Annotated in this window: 12 protein-coding genes; 1 reads left to right on the plus strand and 11 read right to left on the minus strand. The window is 53.6% G+C overall.

The features are described 5' to 3' along the window. Window positions 1–5: 5 nt before the first annotated feature. The 11 genes from QOX26_RS09210 to QOX26_RS09260 form a co-directional block, all read right to left on the minus strand. Window positions 6–1,085, minus strand: a complete 1,080-nt coding sequence (locus QOX26_RS09210) for an ABC transporter substrate-binding protein (protein WP_283674681.1) — start codon at window positions 1,083–1,085, stop codon at window positions 6–8. A gap of 155 nt (window positions 1,086–1,240) precedes the next feature. Further along, a complete protein-coding gene (locus QOX26_RS09215; protein ID WP_283674682.1) occupies window positions 1,241–2,809 on the minus strand; it encodes a response regulator in 1,569 nt (522 codons plus the stop codon). Between the two features lie 2 nt (window positions 2,810–2,811). After that, window positions 2,812–4,245 (minus strand): sensor histidine kinase, encoded by a 1,434-nt coding sequence (locus QOX26_RS09220; RefSeq protein ID WP_283674683.1) that lies wholly within the window; start codon window positions 4,243–4,245, stop codon window positions 2,812–2,814. Next, window positions 4,245–5,198: a substrate-binding domain-containing protein gene (locus tag QOX26_RS09225; RefSeq protein ID WP_283674684.1), complete on the minus strand. Its 954-nt coding sequence runs from the start codon at window positions 5,196–5,198 to the stop codon at window positions 4,245–4,247. The genes QOX26_RS09220 and QOX26_RS09225 overlap by 1 nt, the downstream gene beginning before the upstream one ends. A 672-nt stretch (window positions 5,199–5,870) precedes the next feature. Further along, window positions 5,871–15,362: an S-layer homology domain-containing protein gene (locus QOX26_RS09230; protein WP_283674685.1), complete on the minus strand. Its 9,492-nt coding sequence runs from the start codon at window positions 15,360–15,362 to the stop codon at window positions 5,871–5,873. 64 nt (window positions 15,363–15,426) lie between these two features. Beyond that, a complete protein-coding gene (locus QOX26_RS09235) occupies window positions 15,427–15,684 on the minus strand; it encodes a hypothetical protein (protein ID WP_283674686.1) in 258 nt (85 codons plus the stop codon). Continuing rightward, window positions 15,681–16,073: a hypothetical protein gene (locus tag QOX26_RS09240; RefSeq protein ID WP_283674687.1), complete on the minus strand. Its 393-nt coding sequence runs from the start codon at window positions 16,071–16,073 to the stop codon at window positions 15,681–15,683. Before QOX26_RS09240 ends, QOX26_RS09235 begins: the two co-directional genes overlap by 4 nt. A gap of 3 nt (window positions 16,074–16,076) precedes the next feature. Further along, a complete protein-coding gene (locus tag QOX26_RS09245) occupies window positions 16,077–17,381 on the minus strand; it encodes a WG repeat-containing protein (RefSeq protein ID WP_283674688.1) in 1,305 nt (434 codons plus the stop codon). Beyond that, the gene (locus tag QOX26_RS09250) at window positions 17,359–18,063 is read right to left on the minus strand and encodes a hypothetical protein (RefSeq protein ID WP_283674689.1); all 705 of its coding nucleotides are present in this window, start codon (window positions 18,061–18,063) and stop codon (window positions 17,359–17,361) included. The genes QOX26_RS09245 and QOX26_RS09250 overlap by 23 nt, the downstream gene beginning before the upstream one ends. After that, window positions 17,988–18,755 carry a WG repeat-containing protein gene (locus QOX26_RS09255; RefSeq protein ID WP_283674690.1) on the minus strand — a complete coding sequence of 256 codons (768 nt, stop codon included), beginning with the start codon at window positions 18,753–18,755 and terminating at the stop codon, window positions 17,988–17,990. Before QOX26_RS09255 ends, QOX26_RS09250 begins: the two co-directional genes overlap by 76 nt. Before the next feature lie 136 nt (window positions 18,756–18,891). Beyond that, window positions 18,892–19,260: a hypothetical protein gene (locus tag QOX26_RS09260; protein ID WP_283674691.1), complete on the minus strand. Its 369-nt coding sequence runs from the start codon at window positions 19,258–19,260 to the stop codon at window positions 18,892–18,894. A 190-nt stretch (window positions 19,261–19,450) separates the two neighbouring features. On the opposite strand from QOX26_RS09260, the gene QOX26_RS09265 reads away from it, so the two are divergent. Further along, window positions 19,451–20,872: a response regulator gene (locus QOX26_RS09265; RefSeq protein ID WP_283674692.1), complete on the plus strand. Its 1,422-nt coding sequence runs from the start codon at window positions 19,451–19,453 to the stop codon at window positions 20,870–20,872. Window positions 20,873–20,878: the final 6 nt, after the last annotated feature.

Consider the following 20,878-nt stretch of genomic DNA (forward strand, 5'->3'; position numbering starts at 1 on the left):
CGCGTCTATGGTAAGCTCTCTTGAGCCTGCGCGCCCATGAACTGCCGTCTGAACTCCCCAACCAGACGTGCCCGGTTATTCCCCGCCCATTCGGGGTCGTATTCCACAATTTTAAGATCCTGCATCGACGGCAGACCGTCCGCCGACCGCGCGGTGCTGTTTGCAGGCAGACGGCTGCTTTTCGCTTCGATATAGCACTCCTGCCCCCGCTGTGAGGTCATCCAATCAATAAACCGTTCGGCGTTTTCCCGCTCCCGCTCCGGCCCGCCCTGCACCAGCGCACACGCACCGATCTCATAGCCGGTGCCGTCCGCGGGATAACACAGCTCAACCGGATAGCCGTCCAGTGCCGCCCGGCGGCCGTCATGTGAAAACACAACGCCGACCGCGTATTCTCCGCGCTTAACCTTCTCGGCCGGTTCGATGCCCGAATGGGTATACTCGCCCACGTTTGCATCGAGCGAGCGCAGATATTCAAACGCTTCCGCCTCGCTGCGCTGCTGCACAAGCGCCGCCAGCATGGTGTACGATGTGCCCGAGGTCTCGGGTGAAGCCAGCACGATTTGTCCTGCCAGCGCGGGAGACAGTAAATCGTCCCATCGTGTGGGATAAGGCATGTCATGCTGCGCAAACCACTCCTGATTGCACGCAAAACAGATTACGCCGATATAAATCGGATTCCACACCTGCGCTTTGTCCAAATAAGCCTCGGGCACATTCATCAGCTCCGGGCTTTGATAGGGCGCAAGCAGTCCTGCTTGATCGGCCTGCACATAGTTGTCCGCCGCCCCGCCGAGCAGTACGGATACACGGGGTGTTTCCTGCTCCCGCCGCACCCGCTCGATCATTTCACCCGCAGACAGTCGCTCACAATTGACTGTAATGCCGGTATCCTTGCGGAAGGCGCTGAGATAAACCGGAATTTCCTCCTCCGGCAGCGCACTGTAAATGGTCAAACGGTCGTAAACAGGCGCGGGCGGCTCCGGTAGCGTCTGCACCGCCGCAGGTTCTTCCCCCGCAGGCGTACAGCCGCTCAAAACCGCCGCTGCCAGGAGAAGCGCCGTCCATTTGATGTGTCTTTTCATATCCTTCACCTCAAAAGAAAGAAGGGCAAAGACTGTTCATCCCTGCCCTCTGAGTATAACAAATACCTGTCTGCCGCTCTACCGAGCGGTATCCGATAAAATTTCTTCCCTGCACCCTGCCCCTCGGCAAAGGTATGTTTTTTTACGATAATATTTTATACCGTCTGCATGCGGTAGTCCCGCGGCGTCACGCCGATATGCTTTTTGAAGAGATAACTGAAATAATGCGGCTCGCCATAGCCCACCATAAAAGCAATGTCGCTCATCTTGCTGTCGCTCTGCCGCAGCAGGTTTTTAGCCGCCTCCAGCCGCACCTGCGTCAGATATTCAACGAAGGTTTGCCCGGTCTCCTGCGAAAACACGGTCGAAAAGTGATTGGGACTGAAACCCACCTCGGCCGCCACCATATGAAGCGACAGACTGCTGTCACTGTACTGCGCGCGGATAAACTCCTTCGCCCGCTGAATTTCTCCTCCGTATCGGATGCTTTGGTGCCGAAAGGAACGCCGTGTCAGCTGTCCCAACACTTCGGACGCGTATTCCTTGGTGCTTTCCAGCGTGGCCGCGCGTTTGAGCACCGCCTGCGGGTCATCCGGCGGGACAACCTCCGCGCTGTCCAATTCGGCCGCTATGCGCGCCGCCGTCACCAGCAAATCCATCAGCAGATAGTATCGATACAGCATACTCTGCATGTCCTCTTCGGCCGCGCCGCCGAAATATGCCTCAACAAGCTGCGGTACGTCCTCATAGGAGGCATGACGCAGCTTGTCCGCAAGCGACCCGCCCGCCGTAAAGTCGAACCCGCCGCCGTGCGCCGCGCCGCCCTCAAAATCCGTGCTGCCGAACACGCCGCCCTCGGCACAGGCTGAGGCGCTCCACAGTGTTTCCTTGGCCGAGCGGTACGCTTCGGGCAGCGCACTGATGCGTGCTACCGGCATGCCAATCGCCGTCAACGTGTCCAAATTCAGAAACTGACGAATTTCATGCCGCAGGTTCTGCGCGGCCTCATAGGCACGCTCGCGCACCTCATCCTCCCGCTCGCCCTGAATGAGCAGAATCAGCCGTTCGCTGCCGCGAAAAAACCACAGCACCTCCTCCTGATCCGCGAACGCGCGTGCCGCAAGCGCCCGCACCTGTGTAATGGTCTGACCGCCGCTCCCGAGCCGCATCAGGCACACGATATACTGCCGCGCCGCAAGGGACAGCCCCCATTTTCGTCCCTGCTCGGCCGCATCTGCCGCCGTTGCGCCGCCGGACAGGAGCGCATTGAGAAAATGTTCCCGCAGCACCTCGGACTCCCGATCGCTGCGGCTGGCGTTCTGCGCCGCGCTTAAATACTGCTGCTGCTCCTGCTTGATGCGCACATCAATCTCCTCCAATGTGCACATCAGTTTGACCGAGTCGATAGGCTTGAGCAAATACGCATCCGCCTGCAGCGATACCGCCTTTTGCGCATACTCGAATTCATCATGGCCGCTGAGAAAAACAATACGCATCCACGGCATGGTGCGGCGCACCAGTCGCGCCAGCTCCAGCCCGTCCATAAATGGCATGCGAATATCGGTGATCAGCACATCCGGCTTCATCTCCATCAGCATGGGCAGCGCCAGTTCCCCATCAGGCGCCTCGCCGGCAAACAGAAAGCGGTCTGCCTCTTTTTCTATGCAGTTTCGAATGCCGTCGCGGATAATCTCCTCATCGTCGGCGATAAATATTCTCATCATAATTATGTTTCCTCCGCCATATCGCAGGGCAGGCAAAAATGTACCGTTGTTCCCACGCGGTATTCGCTCTCAATTGCAAGCCCCGTATGATAATAAAGCCGCAGTCGCTGCTCAACATTGCGCAGCCCGTATCCGCCAGGCGCGTTCGGGTCGCGCAGACTACGCCGCAGGGCTTCCAGACGCTCGTGCTTCATGCCCATGCCGTTATCCTCAACCGAAAAGCGCATCCGGTCACCCGCGCGGCGGCCAGTGACCCGAATCATACCCCGTCCCCGTTTTTGCTTTACGCCATGATAAATGGCGTTTTCAACCAACGGCTGCAGCATCAGCTTGAGCATCCGGCAGCCGGAAAGCGAAGGGTCGATGTCAATTTCATACTGCATGATGCTGCCATAGCGCACCGACTGAATCATCAGATAGCTGTAAACGTGCTGCGCCTCTTTTTCCACGGTGATATAGTCCTGCCCGCGGCTGAGCGAGATGCGCAGGAAGTCGGTAAAGGCCATCGTCATTTCAACCACCTCACGGTTGCGCCCCTCCTCCGCGAGCCAGACAACGGTCTCAAGCGTATTGTATACAAAATGCGGTGTGATTTGTGCCTGCAAAGCGCGAAGCTCCGCTTTTTTTGCGATTTGCTCCTGCTCTACCCGCTCACCGATCAGGCGGTCAATCTGCGCCGCCATCGCGTTCAGATCACCGGTCAGCCGGTACAGCTCGGCAATTTCAGCCGGCGGCACCCGCGCCGAAAGATCGCCCTGCGCGATGCGGGACGCCATGCCCTCCAACCGGAAAATCGGCTCACGAATCGAACGGTCCACCGTGCGAAGGGTGCGCACCGCCGTGCGAATCATCAGCCCAATCAGTGCAATCAGCAGTACCACAACCAGCAGCATGACCTTTTGTATGCCGGAGTTGAGCTGCCCCATGCGTACAATTTTAGCCTCAACATAGCGGTCAATCATCGAGGAGGTGAGCTGCGCCACGCTGTAAATCTCACGGTACAGATTTTCATTCCGGCTGACTGCCGCATGCTGTGTGGTCTGTCGCTCCAACTGGCCGATGTAGCCGTCCAGTGTCTCTGTCGCACGCATCGCGGCGTTCAAATACCGGCGTTCCTCCCCCTCGGAGTGCTGCTGCATCTGCGCGAGCTGGCTTTTCAGCTCACTCAGCAGCACGCCCTGCGTGCCCTCCGCAAAGGAAATGCGGCCGGAAATCACCTTCCAAATCTGATCGGGCAGCCGCTGCTCCAGTACATTACTCATTTCAGCCGCCTGCGAAGCATCCGCAATCACCGCGTCATACCGCAGCGTCAGACCGACCAGCAGTCCCGCCAACAGCACCAGTGGCACGGCCATGCAGAGGATAATTTTAAACAGCGATTGCCGCAGCATACCGCCAATGCTGCGCACGCCCTGCCGGTTTCCGTATCCCGCCATCAGCCGTTCTCCTTCTCCATGACCTGCCCCTGCGCCAAATGTACCAGATGCTCCTGCGGTGCATCCATTGCCTCGCGTGCGGCTAACACGGTATTCGCCGCTAACGCCTGATCGTCCAGCCGCACCAACACCTGAATGCGTCCGTCTTCAAACGCACGGTACGCTTCCTCGCCGCCCCCGATGGCACACAAAGCAATGTCCTGCCCCGGCACGCGCCCATGCTCCTCCAGATAATCGAGCGCGCCGAGCGCCATCGCGTCGTTATGGCAGATGACGTATCCGGTTTCATCTAAGTGAATCTGCAGGCTCTCCATAATCTCATAGCCGCGCGAGCGCATGCCGTCGCCGCACAGGCTGTATGTAATCGTTTTCCCCGCGCGATCCAGCGTCTCCCGACAGCCGCGCGCAATCTCCTTGGCATCATAAGAGTTCAGCGTACCATAAAGCTCAATCACGCCCTGCCGTGACTGCCCCTGCCGCAGCAGCGCATCGGTAGCCTGCGCGGCTAGCGTACTGTAATCATAGCCGACATAGCGGCTTTTCTGCCCCTCAATTTCCTGCTGCATCGATTTATCGACCGCGAGCAGCGGAATACCTGCCGCGTGCGCTTCACGCACCACGTTGTTCCACCCGCTTTCGACCAGCGGCGTAAAGACAATCACATCAGCCCGGTACACAATCAGTGCGCGGATGGCTTCAATCTGCGCGTCCTGCGTGCGCTCCGCCGGCATGGACAGCACGTCAAACCCATCCTGCTCCGCCGCCTGCACCAGCGTTGCCGCCTGCGCATCCCTGCGGTCATCCTCAGCCGAGGTGGATACAATGCCCATCACCGGCCGGTGCGGCGCCTGCGCCTGACGCGTCAGGTGCAGACCGAGCAATATGGCAGCGGTCAGCATGACCAGACACAGCATTCCCTTGATTCGCGACGCTTCTGCCCTCCATCCTCTCATGCTTTCACCCCTTTTCCATACAACAAGCTTAACATATTTTTCACTTGACTTCCATCCCAAGTCTGAACTAGGAAGGTGTCGGCTCACAACACACTGCCGATGAAAAAGGAATCCACTGCATGCGCAAAGAGAGTGCCGCCCCAATGGCAACCGTAAGGCAATGGGTTAATTAAACCCCGATTTTATCCTTTTTGCTTTCGCTCTTGTTCCCTGCAAGCGAAAGCAAAACCAACTTATTTGAACAAAAAACCGCAAGCAAATAGCTAAATTTCACTTTTTGTCTTTTCGGCCCTATTTAATGTACTCTTTTCCATCCTTGATTGACGGCACAGGAGTATGTTAAGAGGTATGCTTCTCTCGTGTTCTTTCGCGAAATCTATGCGAGCCAATAATCCACAGCAATTGCAGACTAACTCAGAGCGTCACATGCATTGAGCAACCATGAGCGGATTCACGGAGCGCTAAACCGAATAACTTCCGTCGCATATCTTAGTAAAAGCAATCCCACAAAGTGTTGATATTTCAAGCGAGGGCAATCGGTAGGCGTGGTGTAAAGCTGCACAGACTAAAAGCAAGCCATTTAAACGCCAAGGCTGTTGAAGGGATTCTTTCAGAGTTTTCGTGGCGTAACAAATGGGGCGGACAGAAAATCTGTCCGCCCCATTAGGGTCATTATTTTGCGATGTTCTCGCAGTACCGCATCATGATGGCGGCAACCTGTGCACGAGTGGCGCTCTGCTTAGGCATTAACTGATTGCCGCTGCCTTCGACAAGCCCCTTTTGATGCGCCCAGGCCATGGAGCCTTGGGCATAGGGAGCGATATCGCCCACATCGTCAAAGATAGTTAGACCGGGATAGTCCATCAGCACAGGGGAACCCGCCTGCCGCCAGAGCATGGTGACAAGCTGTTCGCGAGTGATTTCACCTGTTGGGTTTGTGCCGTCGGAAACACTCGTTTCAATCGCCCACGCCTGCGCCTTTTCATACCAGCTGGCACCGCCGGACACATCCTGCCCGGCCTGCCGTGCCAACACAGTCCAGAGCATGGCGCGTGTCATGGGTGCGTTGGGTGTGAATGTGTTGGCGGAGGTTCCTGAGAACAGCCCGGCTTGGCTGGCGTAACTTACGGCAGAATAGTACCATTGACCTTGCTCAACATCGATAAATGGATTGTTCCATGTAAGCTCTGCCAACTTGAAGGCGGCACGCACTGTAACGCTGGCAGCGGGCATTGTAAAGGAATAGCTGCCGTTGTCGTTCTTAGTCACGGCAACTGTGTTACCCTTTGCGTCAACAACCTGAACGGTATCCACCACATACCCCTCGTTCGGCGTGGCGGTCACAGCCACCTTGGTTCCTGCCGCAGCACTTTGCGGGTTGATGGCAATAGCGCCGTTTTGAACCGCCTCGGCCTTAACCGCATAGATGGAAGGCGAGGTGTCCTTATCGCCGGAAGGAATCGTGTTGTTACTCACCACCTTCACGGTGTAGGTCTGCGCCTTATCTCCTACCGCTGGCGTAACGGTTATGGCAATTTCCGATCCGTTTTTCAGCGTCACTTCCTTGGTTCGAATCCCTGCCACTGCGGCGTCTGCATTGATGGAAACCGTAGCATTCAAATTGGAGGGAACTGCCGTCAGATTTGCGACAGTCTGTCCGTCCGCCGCCGTTACGGTGTATGTCAGCGTATCCTTATCAAAGGTAAAGGGCACGCCCCGCAGCTCCAGCATGGATAGCGTATTGTCAGCATCCGCGCTGGACATCGTAAAGTAGTTTGCCTCTACCGATGCCCCCTGCGCTGCAAATGCAAAGGACTTTTGCACAAGCGCTTCGCTTCCCAGAGTAATGGGATCACTCGACAGCCACTGGGTCTCTATGACCTCACCCGCCGCGTTCAGAAGATTGACCGCCACATTACCGTTCTCCTGCTGTGCCATAATGGTACTGGGCAGTGTGAGATTGGCAATTGACTTTCCATCCTCCACGCTTTGAGTCAGGTTGATTTTAACAGATTTGCCTTCATTCTTGTTTTGGAGATTCTCAAACAGTACCGAGCTAACATTGTTGTTCGGATTATACTCAGACACTTCTGTACCAGAATCCTCAACCCAAGCTTTCAGGAAGAACGGCAGGCCGCCATCGGGAATTTCTTTCTGCACCCCGTCTACGGTCAAGAACTCATCGAGCTTCATGGACAAAGAAGCAGTGTACGCGCCTGCATCCAGCAGGGCAAGTTCATCTGCCGTGAGCGTAATCAGCGCCTTTTGGTATGCAGGCTCATAGCCGGAGCTGGAATACAGCCCCACCTTAACCGTTTTTCCGCTGCCGCTGAGCTTATACGCCGCACTGTTGTAGAGGGAAACTGACACTGTGCGTACACCATCCTGCTCCGTGTCGATTTGCGCCTTTGAGATACCTACATCAGGCACTGCCAGTGCCAGAGTTCCGCTGCCAATCATGTCTGCGGTTTCTCCGCCCTTGAAGTTTGCCGTGCCGCCTGCATAGGAAATATCGGTCACGGTTTCAGGCACGGTGTATATCAGGCTTACCGTTTTGCTCTGTCCGGGGTATAGGTTCAGATCGGAAACCGTCCGGTCGCTGCCAGCCAATTGAATGACTGCCTCATTGAGCACCGTCATGCCGGTATTTTTGACGGTGAAGGAAACCGGCAGATCAAAACCGGAACGGATTTCCGCGGGAACAAAGGTGGCATCCGTGATCTCCGCCGCATTGACAAACTCTTGCGTTGCGGCGTAAATATCGCTCCTTGTGCCGGGCACGGAGACTTCTTCCGTGGTGGCTGCGCCGGTCATGGGGTCCACCGCATCCACAACCACACTTGTAGCGTTTGCACTGTCATAGCAAGTTGCCAAAATCAAGGATTTCACCTGATTATTTGCAGACACATAGCTGTCCACTTGGTCATTGATAACGTGGGTGGTGTCGCTTTGCGGTAAATCCGCCAAGGGCATGGCAGCAGAGGTGTAAACCTGATCGCCGTCCACAGTGAACTGTACCGCCTTTAGCTTGTCACTGCCGACTTTCTCGTCTTCTGACTGTGACTCCGCCCAGATAACCGTAAGGTTATCCAAGGTTCTGAAGGTGCCATCCATCTCTGCGAAGGTAAAGGGAGCAGAAATGGCGGTACCGCTCATATCGTAGAGACTGTCTCCCAAGTCGTCCTTTAAATTGCCCTCGGCATCAAACACAGCCAGGCGTACGTCCGATCCCTTGGAGTCGCTGCGGTTCCAGCCCAGTACAAAGCGCCAGTCAGGGGTGGAGGTGCCGAAGTTGACCACGGTGAGCTGTGGGTTTTCATCGGTGCAGCTGTCATTGGTCAAGCGGGTGGAGGTCTTGACCGCACCATCCGCGCCCAGTACCGCACAGACAATTTCCTTGCTGCTGTCCGCGCCGCCGTTAAAGACGTAGGCAACTGCGGCGGTCCCGTCGTCCATCATGGTGGCGCTCAGTCCCACGATGCCGCCGTTTGCCTCGGCGTTGTAAAGCGTCTTTTCCTCACCCCATTTGCTTCCGTCGTAGATCCGATACATCAGCAGCTCATTTCCGTCAAACTCGGTGGGCTTTTCCGGGTTAGGGGCATAAACTGCCTTCCATGCCGCGATTGCCTTGTCACCGCTGACCGCAATAACGGGATTGGTTTCCGGCGTGGTATTGGTGGTCAAGCGCGTGGTGCTCCATGTATCATCCTTGCGGATGGAAGCATAGATTTCCGAACCGTTCATCACAGCAGACTGCTCGACCACGGTGGGGGCATTTTCGTCAGCGAAGGCTGGCTCCTCAGTCAATCTGACCCAGGCGGCTGCGGCAAAAGCCTCGTCGCCGTCAAAAGCGAGCGCGCTGTCCCCAAAGCCTTCGTCGTCAATGACAGTGCCTTCTGCATAACCGCCGCTCCTCTTCATAGAGACAGCTGCACGGGTGGCAAATACCGATGCAGAATCCTTGAGATAGACGAAGAAGCTGCCGTCGTCAGCTACCTGCGGCTGGGAATAGGGATAGGCGTTTTCCTGAATATACTTGGGTGCATCACCGTCCATATCCAGTGAGAACAGGCTGATGCCGGAGCGTTCGGTGTCGTCATGCCATACTCTCGTATACTGGCTGAGGTAGTCACGGTTCTGAAGCCCCGAACCGCCGTCATACATAGCCATTTCTCCGGTTTTCGCAGCATATGCCATGGCTGCCATACGAACACGGCTGGAATCTGCGCCGGCGCTCAAGTAAATCAGTTCTTCACCGGTGGTCTGCTCCCAATACTCGGCGATTTTGTCCCAGTTGCGGAAGGTCCACTCATTGTCAAAGCCGATGGAGGCAAACACCTTGGTATAGCTAAAGCACAGCAGCGTGGCCTCAAACTTGATGCCCACATGACCCTCCATGTTCAAATAGGTGCCGTTGAGAGCCTTTTCCGTCTGCTTGCCGGTGGTCATACCGCCGGTCTGGCCGCCCTTAAAGCCGGTGTTCCGATAGGGCGCATCGGCGTCTGCTATGTTCTGCTGTAAATAATTTCGGTTGAGAAATGTGTTTTCATTTTGCAAACCCACGCCGCCAAAGGGTCCGATTTTCAAAGCAATGACAGTGTAGTCAAAGCCGAGACCGGCAAACACCTCAATAAAGGCCGAAAGCTTCAGGTTGGTCAAGTTGTCAACCACATAATCTGATTTCTTATACGCCCAGTCGTAATCAATGGTACCGCCCATGCTGACATTTGCCGTTTCGGTGGGTGTTCCTGTACCTTGGCGCAGAATGTCGGTCGCGCTGTTGACATAGTCGGAATAGGTGACGCTCTGGGGGCTGGTGAGCATCTGCATGCGATAGCTCATGCCGACGCTTGCACCCATGTCTAAATCCACAAAGCCAACCTGAACAGGAATAACAGGTGCGAGAGTGATGGGAATGCTGACACCAAACTCGATGCCTGCGCCCAGATCGATGCCGCCGCCCACAGGTTGCACCGTCCACTGCATGTTTTCAAAGTCGTAAACAACGCGTGCCTTTAGCAGACCTGCCACCTGATACTTGAGTTCCGGTGCGTCAGCAGCATCCTCGCTAAGGCCTTCCACCATACCCTTGACCTCATTAATGGCGTTCTTCGCGTTTCTTGCCTTGGTAACGACCTCATTCTCGTACTGATGTGCCGCCTCGTCGAAGAGGACACTGGAAAATCCATCCTCGCTGACGCCGGGCAGCTCAGCGGTGGGGTCCTCACCCATGGACAGCTGAATCAGCGCATCAAATACGGTGGGATCCTCGGTGGGGGAAATCAGCATAGCGAAATTCTCACCGCTAAAGTCGATGCTGCCCGCGAACTGCAAGGCCTTGCCGATGATTTTATCATCGACGGGCACACTGCTTTCAGCAAACACGCTTTGAATCATCTCATCGCGGAAGGTTTCATTCAGTTCCGAGGTGTTTGCGATGTTGTTCACACCCATCATATTGCGCACAGCAAAGGGAGAGTTCACGCTTTTGACCACCGTGCCGGACTGATTGTAGAACCAGTTGATCAGATAGCCCTTTTCCGTGTCATTTTTCACCCAGATATTGTCCGTTGTCAGGGTGAAGCGGCTCTCGGTGACGGGTATGGTGGAGAAGGGATACTTAAAGGTTCTTGCCGTCTGACCGGGAACCTCCAGCTTGCGCTCGTTGAGGGTCTTTAGGGTCAGCTCTTCCCACTTGGCATTGGCTTCCTCTCCCCACCATAGCACAGTAGAAATCAGCTCGATTTTCGGGGTCTGCTTGCTGATGCCGATGTTGCCGCGAGAGAAGGTCACATCATCCAAATTGCCTGACGGCTTAAAGCGGTTGGTTTCCTGCTTCATGAGGAATGGCTTTGCCGCATCGGACGGGGTGCTGTTCATGGAGTTGATGGGACGGATAGCGGTTGTGGCCTCGCCCATCATCATGGCATCCTGGTAGGAGTAGTTGCCTGAGAATTTGAGGATGGCCGGCAGGTATTTCTTGCCCTGCTCCTGATCAACCTTGTCCGTTTCGCCGGTTTGCAGGTACTTGACCTCGAAAATGTACTCGATTTTATCAGAGGGCAAAAGCTCGGTAGTTGATGTTTCCCCCGCAGCCGACGACCAGAACTTAGTGGCATCAAATCCAAGCGTATACATGCCCTGCGTCCCGGCGTTTAGATCAATTGTAAGCGGCTTATCTGTTCCGTACACGGTGCCTTCACACAGATTTCCGTTTTTATATACGCCGCCGCGAAGCGTCACAGTGCCGATAAAGGGCTTCATGGAGCCGCCGTTATTCCGATAGCCCTCAAAGGCGGGCACCTGGAAGTTGAAATTGACCTCTGCCACCTTGCGCAGTTCAAAATTATTGATGGGGTACAGCTCGCCCTTCGTGGCGTCCTTTTCTCCGGAGACAAGGGCGTGATGGTACAGGGTGCCCATGTAGGTTGTGCCGCCAAACTCACTCTTAAATCCAAGGTCGCTCTTGATGCCGCTTTCCTCGTAGATGGCGAACGCACCGGTCGCATCACTAGTGACGGTTTTCGTTTCGCCCTTACCGTTTGTATAGGTGGCGGTGGTTTCCGCCTTAGGCTGCACTTGGAAGAGATAAAGTTTATCCTTCAAGGTATTGACTGTCACACCCAAGGTGTCGGTCATCTGGGAGAATTTGTGGGTGGCCGTGATGGTGGTTGTACCATCATTCAGTCCCGCCAGCTTAAAGACGGTGTTGGGTGCGTAGCTTACCTGCTCGGTGTACTTTGTGCCGTCCTCTCTGGTGTATACGTTGTCATACTCGGAAAGCTCGCGGCTGACACCGCCGCGAATATAGTTCATGGCGGCAACGGACGCACTGCTGCTCTTCCATAGCACCTGATCGCTGACAATGCCGTAAGCATAGTCCTTAAAGTTGACAGAAAGGTCATCGGTCAGGTCGATTTTTCGTGCCAAAGCGATAATATCGTCCTGTGACATTTTGGAGATGGCAGGATTGTTGTCCATGGTGTGACTGCTGCCCGCTGTTACGCCGTCAACGGCAATTTGCAGCGCGCTGGAATTGTAGATGTAAAAGACGTAGGAATCATAGCTCCAGCTCTCGTCTTCCGCATTTTTAATCTTCGCGTTGACGGTGTATACATCACGCAGGTCTGTGAGCGAGGAAACAGGAACACTGATGGAACCGCTGGTGTCAGTCACGGTTTTGATCACTTCGCCATTTTTCACCACGGTGATTTCCGCTGCGGGGTTGTCCAAATTTTCGCTTGTCCACGTGATGGTTTGATTGCCTGCGCTGTCCAGCAGGAAGTAGGTTCCGGGACGATTCAGCTTAATTGCGGCAGGCGGGCTTTTCACGATGACGTTGCCCTGCGCAATAATTCCCCCCATTTCCACCTGCACGGTGTAGGCAGGTGTGAAGCCCTTGGACAGCGCGGTCAGCTTGTCTGCCGGAATTGCAAAGGTGGTGACGGTTTTGTCAGCGACGCTTGTCTCATAGACAGGCGTGCCCTCCGCCGCCTTTCCCTCATAGATTTTCACCTTTGTATCCGTATACAAGTTTTCATCCACGATATTAGCGCTGATATTTAAGGTAAAGGCTTCTCCCTTTTTGATTTTGTGGTCAGGAATACTAACGGCGTTGTTGTTGCTGGCCTTTACAGTAAATTCACCCACCAAAATTTCGGTGTGCTTTGCGCTTTCTTCGCTGCCGTTCTTCGCCACCAAAGAGATATTCGCCTTGCCAAGACCCATTGGGATTAGCAGACCGGCCTCATCAATTTTTAAAATGGCTTCATCGGACGATTTCCAGAAGAAATCCTCCGGCTTTGTAAAGGTGGCATCGCTGCCCGGCTTCACCGTATATCCAAGCTTCAGCCCTGTCGTTTCGCCCAGAACCAAGGTCCGTGGGGAGGCAGGATAGGCAGGCTCGGCAAAGGTGATGTCCTCCGCCGCAACGGCAATAGGCTCGGAAACCGTAAAGCTTGCGCAGGCGGTGCCTCTCCAAATGGGCGCAATCTTGTTATCGGAAGATTCCAGTCCGGGGAAATAAATATACCAGTCATCTACGGTTCTGCCCGTGTCGTGGAAAAATGCCAGCCGATTTGCACCGGCGGCGGCGGGGGCGGTAAAGCTGCCGGAAAGCGCTGTGCCTTCGTCGTTGATATAAACGGGAGGCATAGTCTCTTGATACCCATCCGCAGAAGCATAAAGGCCGTTGACCGTAAACCTTCCGTCGTCAGTCGGGGTAGTGTTTTCGGTCAGCCATTTGTTTTGCTGCTGTCCCTTTGTTTCGTTGTTGGAAATAATTGTGCTGTCCTCATACAGCTCAACCTTAAAATTGACGGTTTCTCCGGGCAGGAAGGCTGTCTTTTCCACGCCCTTGCTGTCGCTTAGCGTCACGCTAACGAAGCTGTCGAAATCATTATAATCCGGGCGCGCCTTTTGGGCGGTCTTGTCCGTTACGGTGAAGTCCGCCATTTTATTGTCACCGGTGTCGATTGCGCCGGAAACCTTATCCACAGAAAAGATAGCGTTCGGGTCCGTCACCGTATAGAGGAAAGAAACACGGCTGTCCACCGCCGTTGAACTTGTGTCGGACAGCACCGTGCCGTCACTCATCGTTAGGCTTATCGTGCTCTTTCGCACAGGCTCGCTGAAGGTAACCGAGATGGGTACCTGCGCGCCAACCGGGAACACATAATCGGGGCTTTTGACCTCGGTTACTGTAGGCGCAACTAAGTCCACCAGCTTCACATAATAGGTGCTGTTGTTGCCGACTGTCAGCACGCCCCAGTTTTTGGTGTTGCAGCGCATGCTGAGGAATAGCTGTCCACCGCCGCCCACTGTTGAGCTCGTCAAAAATTTATAGTCCTCAGAGTCGCTGTTTCCGAGAATACCTGAAATCGGAATCGTCGCTTCTGAACCACCCGTGAATGTGGCACCTTTCTGCGTAAAGCCATTCTTACATAAGTAATTAATGTCCCGGCTATTGCTTACAGCAAATTGCAGCTGGTCAATATATTGTGTATCCACCTTTACAACAATGTGACTGGCAGTATTATTTAAAATAGCCTGTCTATGTACGTCTTTTATATTTAGCGGAATGACACTAGTATTGTTTGCTAACAATGCGTAATATTGATAATTTTCGCCAACATACTTTCCCTGCTGATTAACATTAAAAGACGACCCATCCAATAGGGCATTAGTAGGATCGCCAATTTGGAAAAAGCTTGTATCCTGGTATGCTTCAAAATCCGCGGTACCGCTATCGACCTTTACAGGGTAGGTTTTGCTGTCACTTCCGTCCTCAAAGACGGCGTACTGCAAGTCGTAGAGGTAAATGTAAAAGTTTCTGTCTCCAGAATACTGCACACCCGCTGGCAGTACCCAGCCCTGTGGCGGCACCTTAAAATTGGCGCTTACGGTCTGCCATGTATAGTAATACTGAATTCCTGACATTTGAGGGTCATCCGCAGGATAATACCCATGGAGTCTGTCATGTTTGTCCGGATCAAAAGAAATATAACTGCCTCTGTTGACGCGGGTGAGGTCGGCCACATTATATTCACCGTCCAATAAAACATATTGGCAGGTTACTTTTTTAAGCTGCTCTGTTGTGGCGCCCTCGGCAAACTCCAGATTTATGTCCACGCCATATCCATTCATGGTTGTTTTGACCCCGGTGACCACCGGCAGCATATCCTCCGCTGCCCGAAGGCTGACGCCATCGTTGACGAACTGAGTCACCATGGTGGACAAAGCCAGCTGCTGCTCATTGGTCAGTTCCTCGGTCTGGCGAGTGAAAAAGTCCTCCAGATAAGCCATCTCGTCCTGATAGTCCAAGAGCTTTTTGATAAAGGACAGCTCCACCGTGTCGCCGTCCACCGTGACGGTTTTGGTAAGGTCGGCCTCTTCCCCTTCCACAAAGGGTCGTATTTCTTCCAATGTATAGGACTTGCCGTCCATTTTGATTTTGTATGTCTTGGGATTGCCGTTTTGATCGATGAGACCCATGGAGAACATGGTGTCAAACATTTGCTCGGCATTTTCCTCGCCGTACTGCTCGGCGAGCGCCGCAACAGCATCCGCTCGTGCGGTATTGTCCGATGCACCAATTGCACTTGTCGGCAGCATACCAACTAGCATGACAATCGCCAACAGCAAACTAAGCACTCTTTTTCTCATTCTTTGTCACCCTCCTGTTATCGGTCACGAGGATTTCCCCGGTGACCGTATCACAATCCTTCCTTTATTTTGCAGAAACAAACTGGATTTTTGCATGCTCCGGCGCTTTGCCCGTATACTTCCAAAGCGTCACCTTAGTGCCGTTTTTATCGGAAGCTCCGCTGGCATTGACTGCCATTGCCTGATCTTTTTCATCTCGCATGGTCCAGAAGTCGGAGTATTTTGCGATACGCCACTTATGCGGGAAGTCAATTCCGCCGTCACCGATCAACTGGGCGCCATTTCCGCTTCCATAATAGTGGACGGTTTTGCCCCCTATCATGACATGATAAATATGATGTCCGGTCTCCTTGTCGATTTCCAAATGCTTGACGGTAAATGGATTGTCCGGCTTTTTGTCGGACAATCCATCCATTGTCTGTCGGCCACAGGAACAACATATTTGCCCATGAGCATCATATAATAGTCGCCGTCTTCCAGCGGGAGGTCGGCCTGCTCCACCTTTTCATAAACTGTAATGACAAAGGTGTTAAGCTTTTCGCCCTTGTAGGAGCAGTTGACTGTCTTTTTACCCGCTGTGGTGAAGACATACCCATCGTAGATTTTTGTGCCGTTTACATCCAGGACGATATCCTTTGAGATATTTGTACCGTTACCGTAAACATCCTGATATTGTACAGTAAAACCGGCAGAATCAAACGCGTCGCCCACATTTTACTCGTATTTTGTTGGTGTTGCTACGAATTTAACGACAGGCTCGTCGTAAATCTGCTTTTGCTGATACGGGTTGCCCGTTGCGGCGGTATACGCCTGCTCAAACGCTGCTTTGCGTGCCAGCGCGTCCTGCGCCAAGGTGTAGCTGTCCGCTGTGGTAATCGTTGCGGTTTGGGTTGCATTTTCATAACCCACACCAACATTAAAAATCTGCATCACGTCGCGCAACTTAAAATAGTTATTGCCGCCGATGCTATAGGCCGTTAAGGACACCTCGCCGCCGTTCAGGTATATTTTTGCCGTGGTGCGGCTTGCCGCCCTGTTCTGTCCGCCACCCTTTGTCATTTCACCGCCCACGGCAGTGTAAGGCTTTCCGCTTAGCAGGTTAATGGCGTTTTTACTGCCGTCCCATGAAACTTCAAAGCTTTTTTCGCTGCCGCTTATCATTGTTGCAAGGTCACGCAGCTTGATGTAATTGTTGCCCGCGATGGCGTATGCATCCACCGGCGTACTGCTGCCATTTACAAGCAGCTTTGTTTCCGAGGGTGTAGCTGCTGCACTTTGTGGAGCGTAGGGCTTGACACCAAAGGTGGCGTCTACATAGTTCGCCTTCACTCGATATACATTTCCGCCTTGCTGATAAACCACCATGCTTGCAATCTGGTCAGCGGCCCAATCCTTTTGGCTTACTGCAGGGATAATCAACCGTCCACAGCTGTCGATTTGACCCTCGTAGACGTTGTAGAGACCATATAACGCCTCATTTGTGAAATTGAGATGCGTCTGCGTTTTGGATATTTCGCGTTTGTACACCTCGTTGCCGTTTCTATCCACAAAATAAACATAATTTGCATCATATACCGGACAAACGCCCATTGCAAAATAGTCGGGGTTGAGCTGATAATAACCGGCAAAGCTTTGGAAGCCGTCATACTTGATGGGAAGTGTCACCTTACCGGTAGCAATATCCACCAGCCCGACCTTGCCGCCGATTCCCGCGATTGCCGCTGTGTGGTCGGAGGTTACCCGGAGGCTGTCATAGCTCGGCTGCGCCAGTACCTTGCCATACGGACTGACCAGTCCATGCTTGCCGTTTTGTGTGACAATGGCATAGGCGTTCTGCTCGCCCGTCCATGCGCCGTAGTCCACCGCATCATAGACAAAGGGGAGAATCTCTTTTCCTGAAATGTCCAGCAGGCCCCATTTCCTCTGATTGTTTTGCACCCAGAAATATCCGCCGATGCTGCAATCGCTAAACAGCTGTATTCTGTTGTCCCCAGTTTCAACCTTCGTAGACCAACCCATTTTTTGTGTCAGGTTGAGCTTTGCTCCCTTGCTGCTCAGCGCATAAATGGTGGTGGGGGGTATAGCCGCCGTCAGCTTGGATATATGTACCGTAGCCAAAGGTAAAGATGACTCCGTTATGGGCATACAGGCCGTCTGCCATATCGCCCGCACTGCCAAGCACCTTGCCGGCGGTGTTGTAGAGCGTGCCTTCTTTAAAGAGCAGCTTGCTGTCAGGGTCATAATTCAGTCCCTTTCCCTCAAACTGGTTACCAGGGGCAACTACGGTATTGCCCTTCAGATCAAGAGAAGTGTAGGCGCCGCCATATAAAATCCCTTTCATGTAGTCCATTTCTGTGACAACCAAGTTTTCCTTGGGATAGATTTGAAACGCTGCGGCATTGATAAAGATTTGAGCTTCGCCGGGACTTGCCAGCACACCTCTGGTATAGGCTGCCGGAATGACAATGCCGGAGGTGGTGGCGAGACCAGTGGCGTAATGGGTGCCGGTGAGCACGGTTTGCCAGCTTTTGTCGTCGTATTTCACCACTTTATAATTATTATCAGGAACGGACTTGACAAAAGAAAGATATGCACCCTTTTGCGGATAAGTGGAATAGCTTCCGGTTAATAGCGCAAGTGCAACAGGGTACGCTTGGGGCAGAACTTCCTTGCCCGCCTTGTCAATAATGGTGGCGGACACGGTAAAGCCGTCTGCCTTTGCCGTGGTAACAAGGGCATAGCCGTCGATAAAGTCGTGTACCTGTAACAAATCGCCCGTGGGCTTCGCGCTTGCCTTGTCATCAATTCCGCCAATAGAAGTATTGGTATAGGCGGCAATATATTTATTCGGCTTGACAATTTCACGGTTTGGGCAAGGCTCCAATAGCCGAGGTAGCAGGTACTGCCTGAACCTGTTTTGTTATAAACCGCCGCCATGCCCTCCGAGGGCATTTGCACCAAATCATACTGGCAGGGAATGACTTCCTCGCCGTTGGTGTTCATCAGTCCCATTTTGCCGTCACGCACGACTTGCACATAGCCGCCGATGAAGTAAAACGGCGTGGCAGGCGTTCGCGCTCCTTTTCCACCGTTAAGGCGATAATCTGTAGCGATGGGCTTAATTTTGTCATAGATAGGCTGTGCCACCCAGTTTCCGTCACGGTTGATGATGCCGTATTTCACGCCTAAGTCGCCGCTCGACGACTTAAAGCCAACATTGACCACTCTCAAACCGTTTTCGTCATACATAGTGTTCAGCGTACTCTGATAGTCTGACACCGTACCCAAAAGTTCGGGTTGACTAGGGTCAAAAGTGCTTGCAAACGCCGTAGTCGGCAGCATACCGACCGCTATGCACATCGTAAGAAGTGTACTAAGTAATCTCTTTTTCATCCTATTTTCTCCTTGTTTTGCAGGTTCAAAAACAATGTTCACCATAACGATATTCCGGATTAGGCGCGATTTGATATGTGTGATTCAATCAGGGCAGAGCGCCATTGGTTTCTATGCATCAACGGGGTGAGCCTGTCTATTCTTCGCGAATGAATGACTCGTTTTTTGTTTCTGTTCTTTCCTTCTTTTCCTCCGTTGGGGCGTCTCCTCGTTTCTCTCGAAAGTCCAGAAAAAATACCGGAATGGCGTTCCTCGGTTTTCGTATGGCTCGATAGTACGTGGCGATGGCGTCTTGATAGATTGTTTCGCTGACCTCAATCTGTCGCTGCCGCAGAGCCGCATCCGATTCGTTTCGTCCGTCAAGTGGCCGGCTGCGATATAGGCTAAGCTGCCGCGCCGCTGTCTCTACGTCGAATCTGCACCGGGAGATCTGGCGCAGTGAGCAAAAAAAGCACCCAGCGACGCAGAAGACGAAGATGCCTCCAACCAATACGATAAGCTCCATATCCTCCCTCCCTTGACTTTTCCCCAGTCTTTTGGTTACATAAATACATCTTAGCAGAAAAACTTTCCGCAAATCGTTACCTGCGTGAGATAGGTAGGAAACTGCATGAAATAGCAACCACAGGCGTTGAGGCCGGAGCGGTAGTGTGCTACAATGAAATTATCTAGTCATTTGATTTAGGGGGGCTTTTATGCGGCTTGCTGTCTATACCCAGAAAAAAGAAACCGCCAATCTCCTGTCGCAGCTGTTCGACCGATACAGGCAAGCTCAGGGGGGCGATTTGTCCTGCCGCTTATATGACAATGACGTGGAGCTGCTTTGCGACATGGTTCCCGGCGAATACGACGCGTTGTTTTTAGACGGAGGCTCATGGCCACGGTTGACGGAGGAGCTTCGGGAGCGGGACGGCCTGCTGCGCTTCATTGGCATCGTACCCTTACAGCAGAACGCAGCGCAGGCGGCGCGGACGCTCTGGTACTGTCTGCCCGATCCGGTCAGCGCGCTGTTTTTATTTCCCGTGTTGGACAGGCTTGCCGAAGAACTGAACTGCGCCAATGAGACGGGCATTGTGATCAAAACCAAGAGCAGCGTGCTGCATCTGCCCTTTTCGGAGATTGAATATGTGGAGGTCATGGGCAGAAGCATTCTGTTTCATTTGCTCAACGGCAAGCTAGAGGAGATCTCCGGTAAATTTTCAGACTTCGAGGCACGGCTGCTGCTATGGCCCGACTTTTTCAAGGTGCACCGGGCCTATCTTGTCAATCTTCGGCACATTGCCAAGCTGACGGCGGATGGGGTTTTAACCCGCTCCGGCAGCTGGGTGCCGGTGTCACAGCTGCTGTACCCTCAGCTCAAAAAGGACTATCTGGAAAGCTTGATGCTCCCCGAGGCCAAAAGCGATTCTCTGCCCCAACCGCCTACCAGGACGCACAGCGGCTACACCATTCTTTTGGTGGACGATGTGGCGCAGGAGCGCAGCCGTTGGGCGCAGGTGCTTATGGAGCACGGATGCGATACACGTATGGCATCAAACGGAGAAGAAGCTCTTGCTCTTGCGGAGCGGGAGCGGTTTGACTGCGTGATTTTAGACGTCAATCTTGGAAACGCCAGCGGCTTTGACCTGTGTGATGCGCTGCGACAGGCCACCGGCGCACCGGTGATATATTTAAGCACGCTGTCCGACTGTGAGCACCAGACCCAGGGGTTTCTGACCGGCGGAACAGACTACATCACCAAGGATGTGACGCCAGAGCTGTTTTGGGTGAAGGTAGAGAGCCGGATTACGGCCCACGGCACTTTGCGCTCGGAGCTTTGCTCCGGGAACCTGCGCCTGGATCTCAAGCAGCGAAGGGCTTATTTGAAAGGGTTGACCCTGACCCTGACCACGGTGGAATTTGATTTACTGCACCTACTGATGACAAACAGCGGCGCGGCCTATCCGCCGGGAAAGCTCTACGGATTGATTTGGGGTAGCCGCCAGTGGGACGATGGGCACACGGTGCAGCTGCACCTGTCCCAGTTACAGCGCAAGCTGGAAAGCGCTGAGCCAAGCCACCGCTTTATCCAGTCGGTTTGGGGTGAGGGCTATCGCTTTGTGCCGGAGGACGGATGAGGAAAG

The sequence above is a fragment of the Butyricicoccus sp. Marseille-Q5471 genome (assembly GCF_951230135.1).
Taxonomy (GTDB): Bacteria; Bacillota; Clostridia; order Oscillospirales; family Butyricicoccaceae; genus Agathobaculum.

Coding starts and splice junctions, on each gene's coding strand:
- QOX26_RS09210 (WP_283674681.1), bottom strand. CDS start 1,085: ATGAAAAGACACATCAAATGGACGGCGCTTCTCCTGGCAGCGGCGGTT.
- QOX26_RS09215 (WP_283674682.1), bottom strand. CDS start 2,809: ATGATGAGAATATTTATCGCCGACGATGAGGAGATTATCCGCGACGGC.
- QOX26_RS09220 (WP_283674683.1), bottom strand. CDS start 4,245: ATGGCGGGATACGGAAACCGGCAGGGCGTGCGCAGCATTGGCGGTATG.
- QOX26_RS09225 (WP_283674684.1), bottom strand. CDS start 5,198: ATGAGAGGATGGAGGGCAGAAGCGTCGCGAATCAAGGGAATGCTGTGT.
- QOX26_RS09230 (WP_283674685.1), bottom strand. CDS start 15,362: ATGAGAAAAAGAGTGCTTAGTTTGCTGTTGGCGATTGTCATGCTAGTT.
- QOX26_RS09235 (WP_283674686.1), bottom strand. CDS start 15,684: ATGATAGGGGGCAAAACCGTCCACTATTATGGAAGCGGAAATGGCGCC.
- QOX26_RS09245 (WP_283674688.1), bottom strand. CDS start 17,381: ATGGGTTGGTCTACGAAGGTTGAAACTGGGGACAACAGAATACAGCTG.
- QOX26_RS09255 (WP_283674690.1), bottom strand. CDS start 18,755: ATGAAAAAGAGATTACTTAGTACACTTCTTACGATGTGCATAGCGGTC.
- QOX26_RS09260 (WP_283674691.1), bottom strand. CDS start 19,260: ATGGAGCTTATCGTATTGGTTGGAGGCATCTTCGTCTTCTGCGTCGCT.
- QOX26_RS09265 (WP_283674692.1), top strand. CDS start 19,451: ATGCGGCTTGCTGTCTATACCCAGAAAAAAGAAACCGCCAATCTCCTG.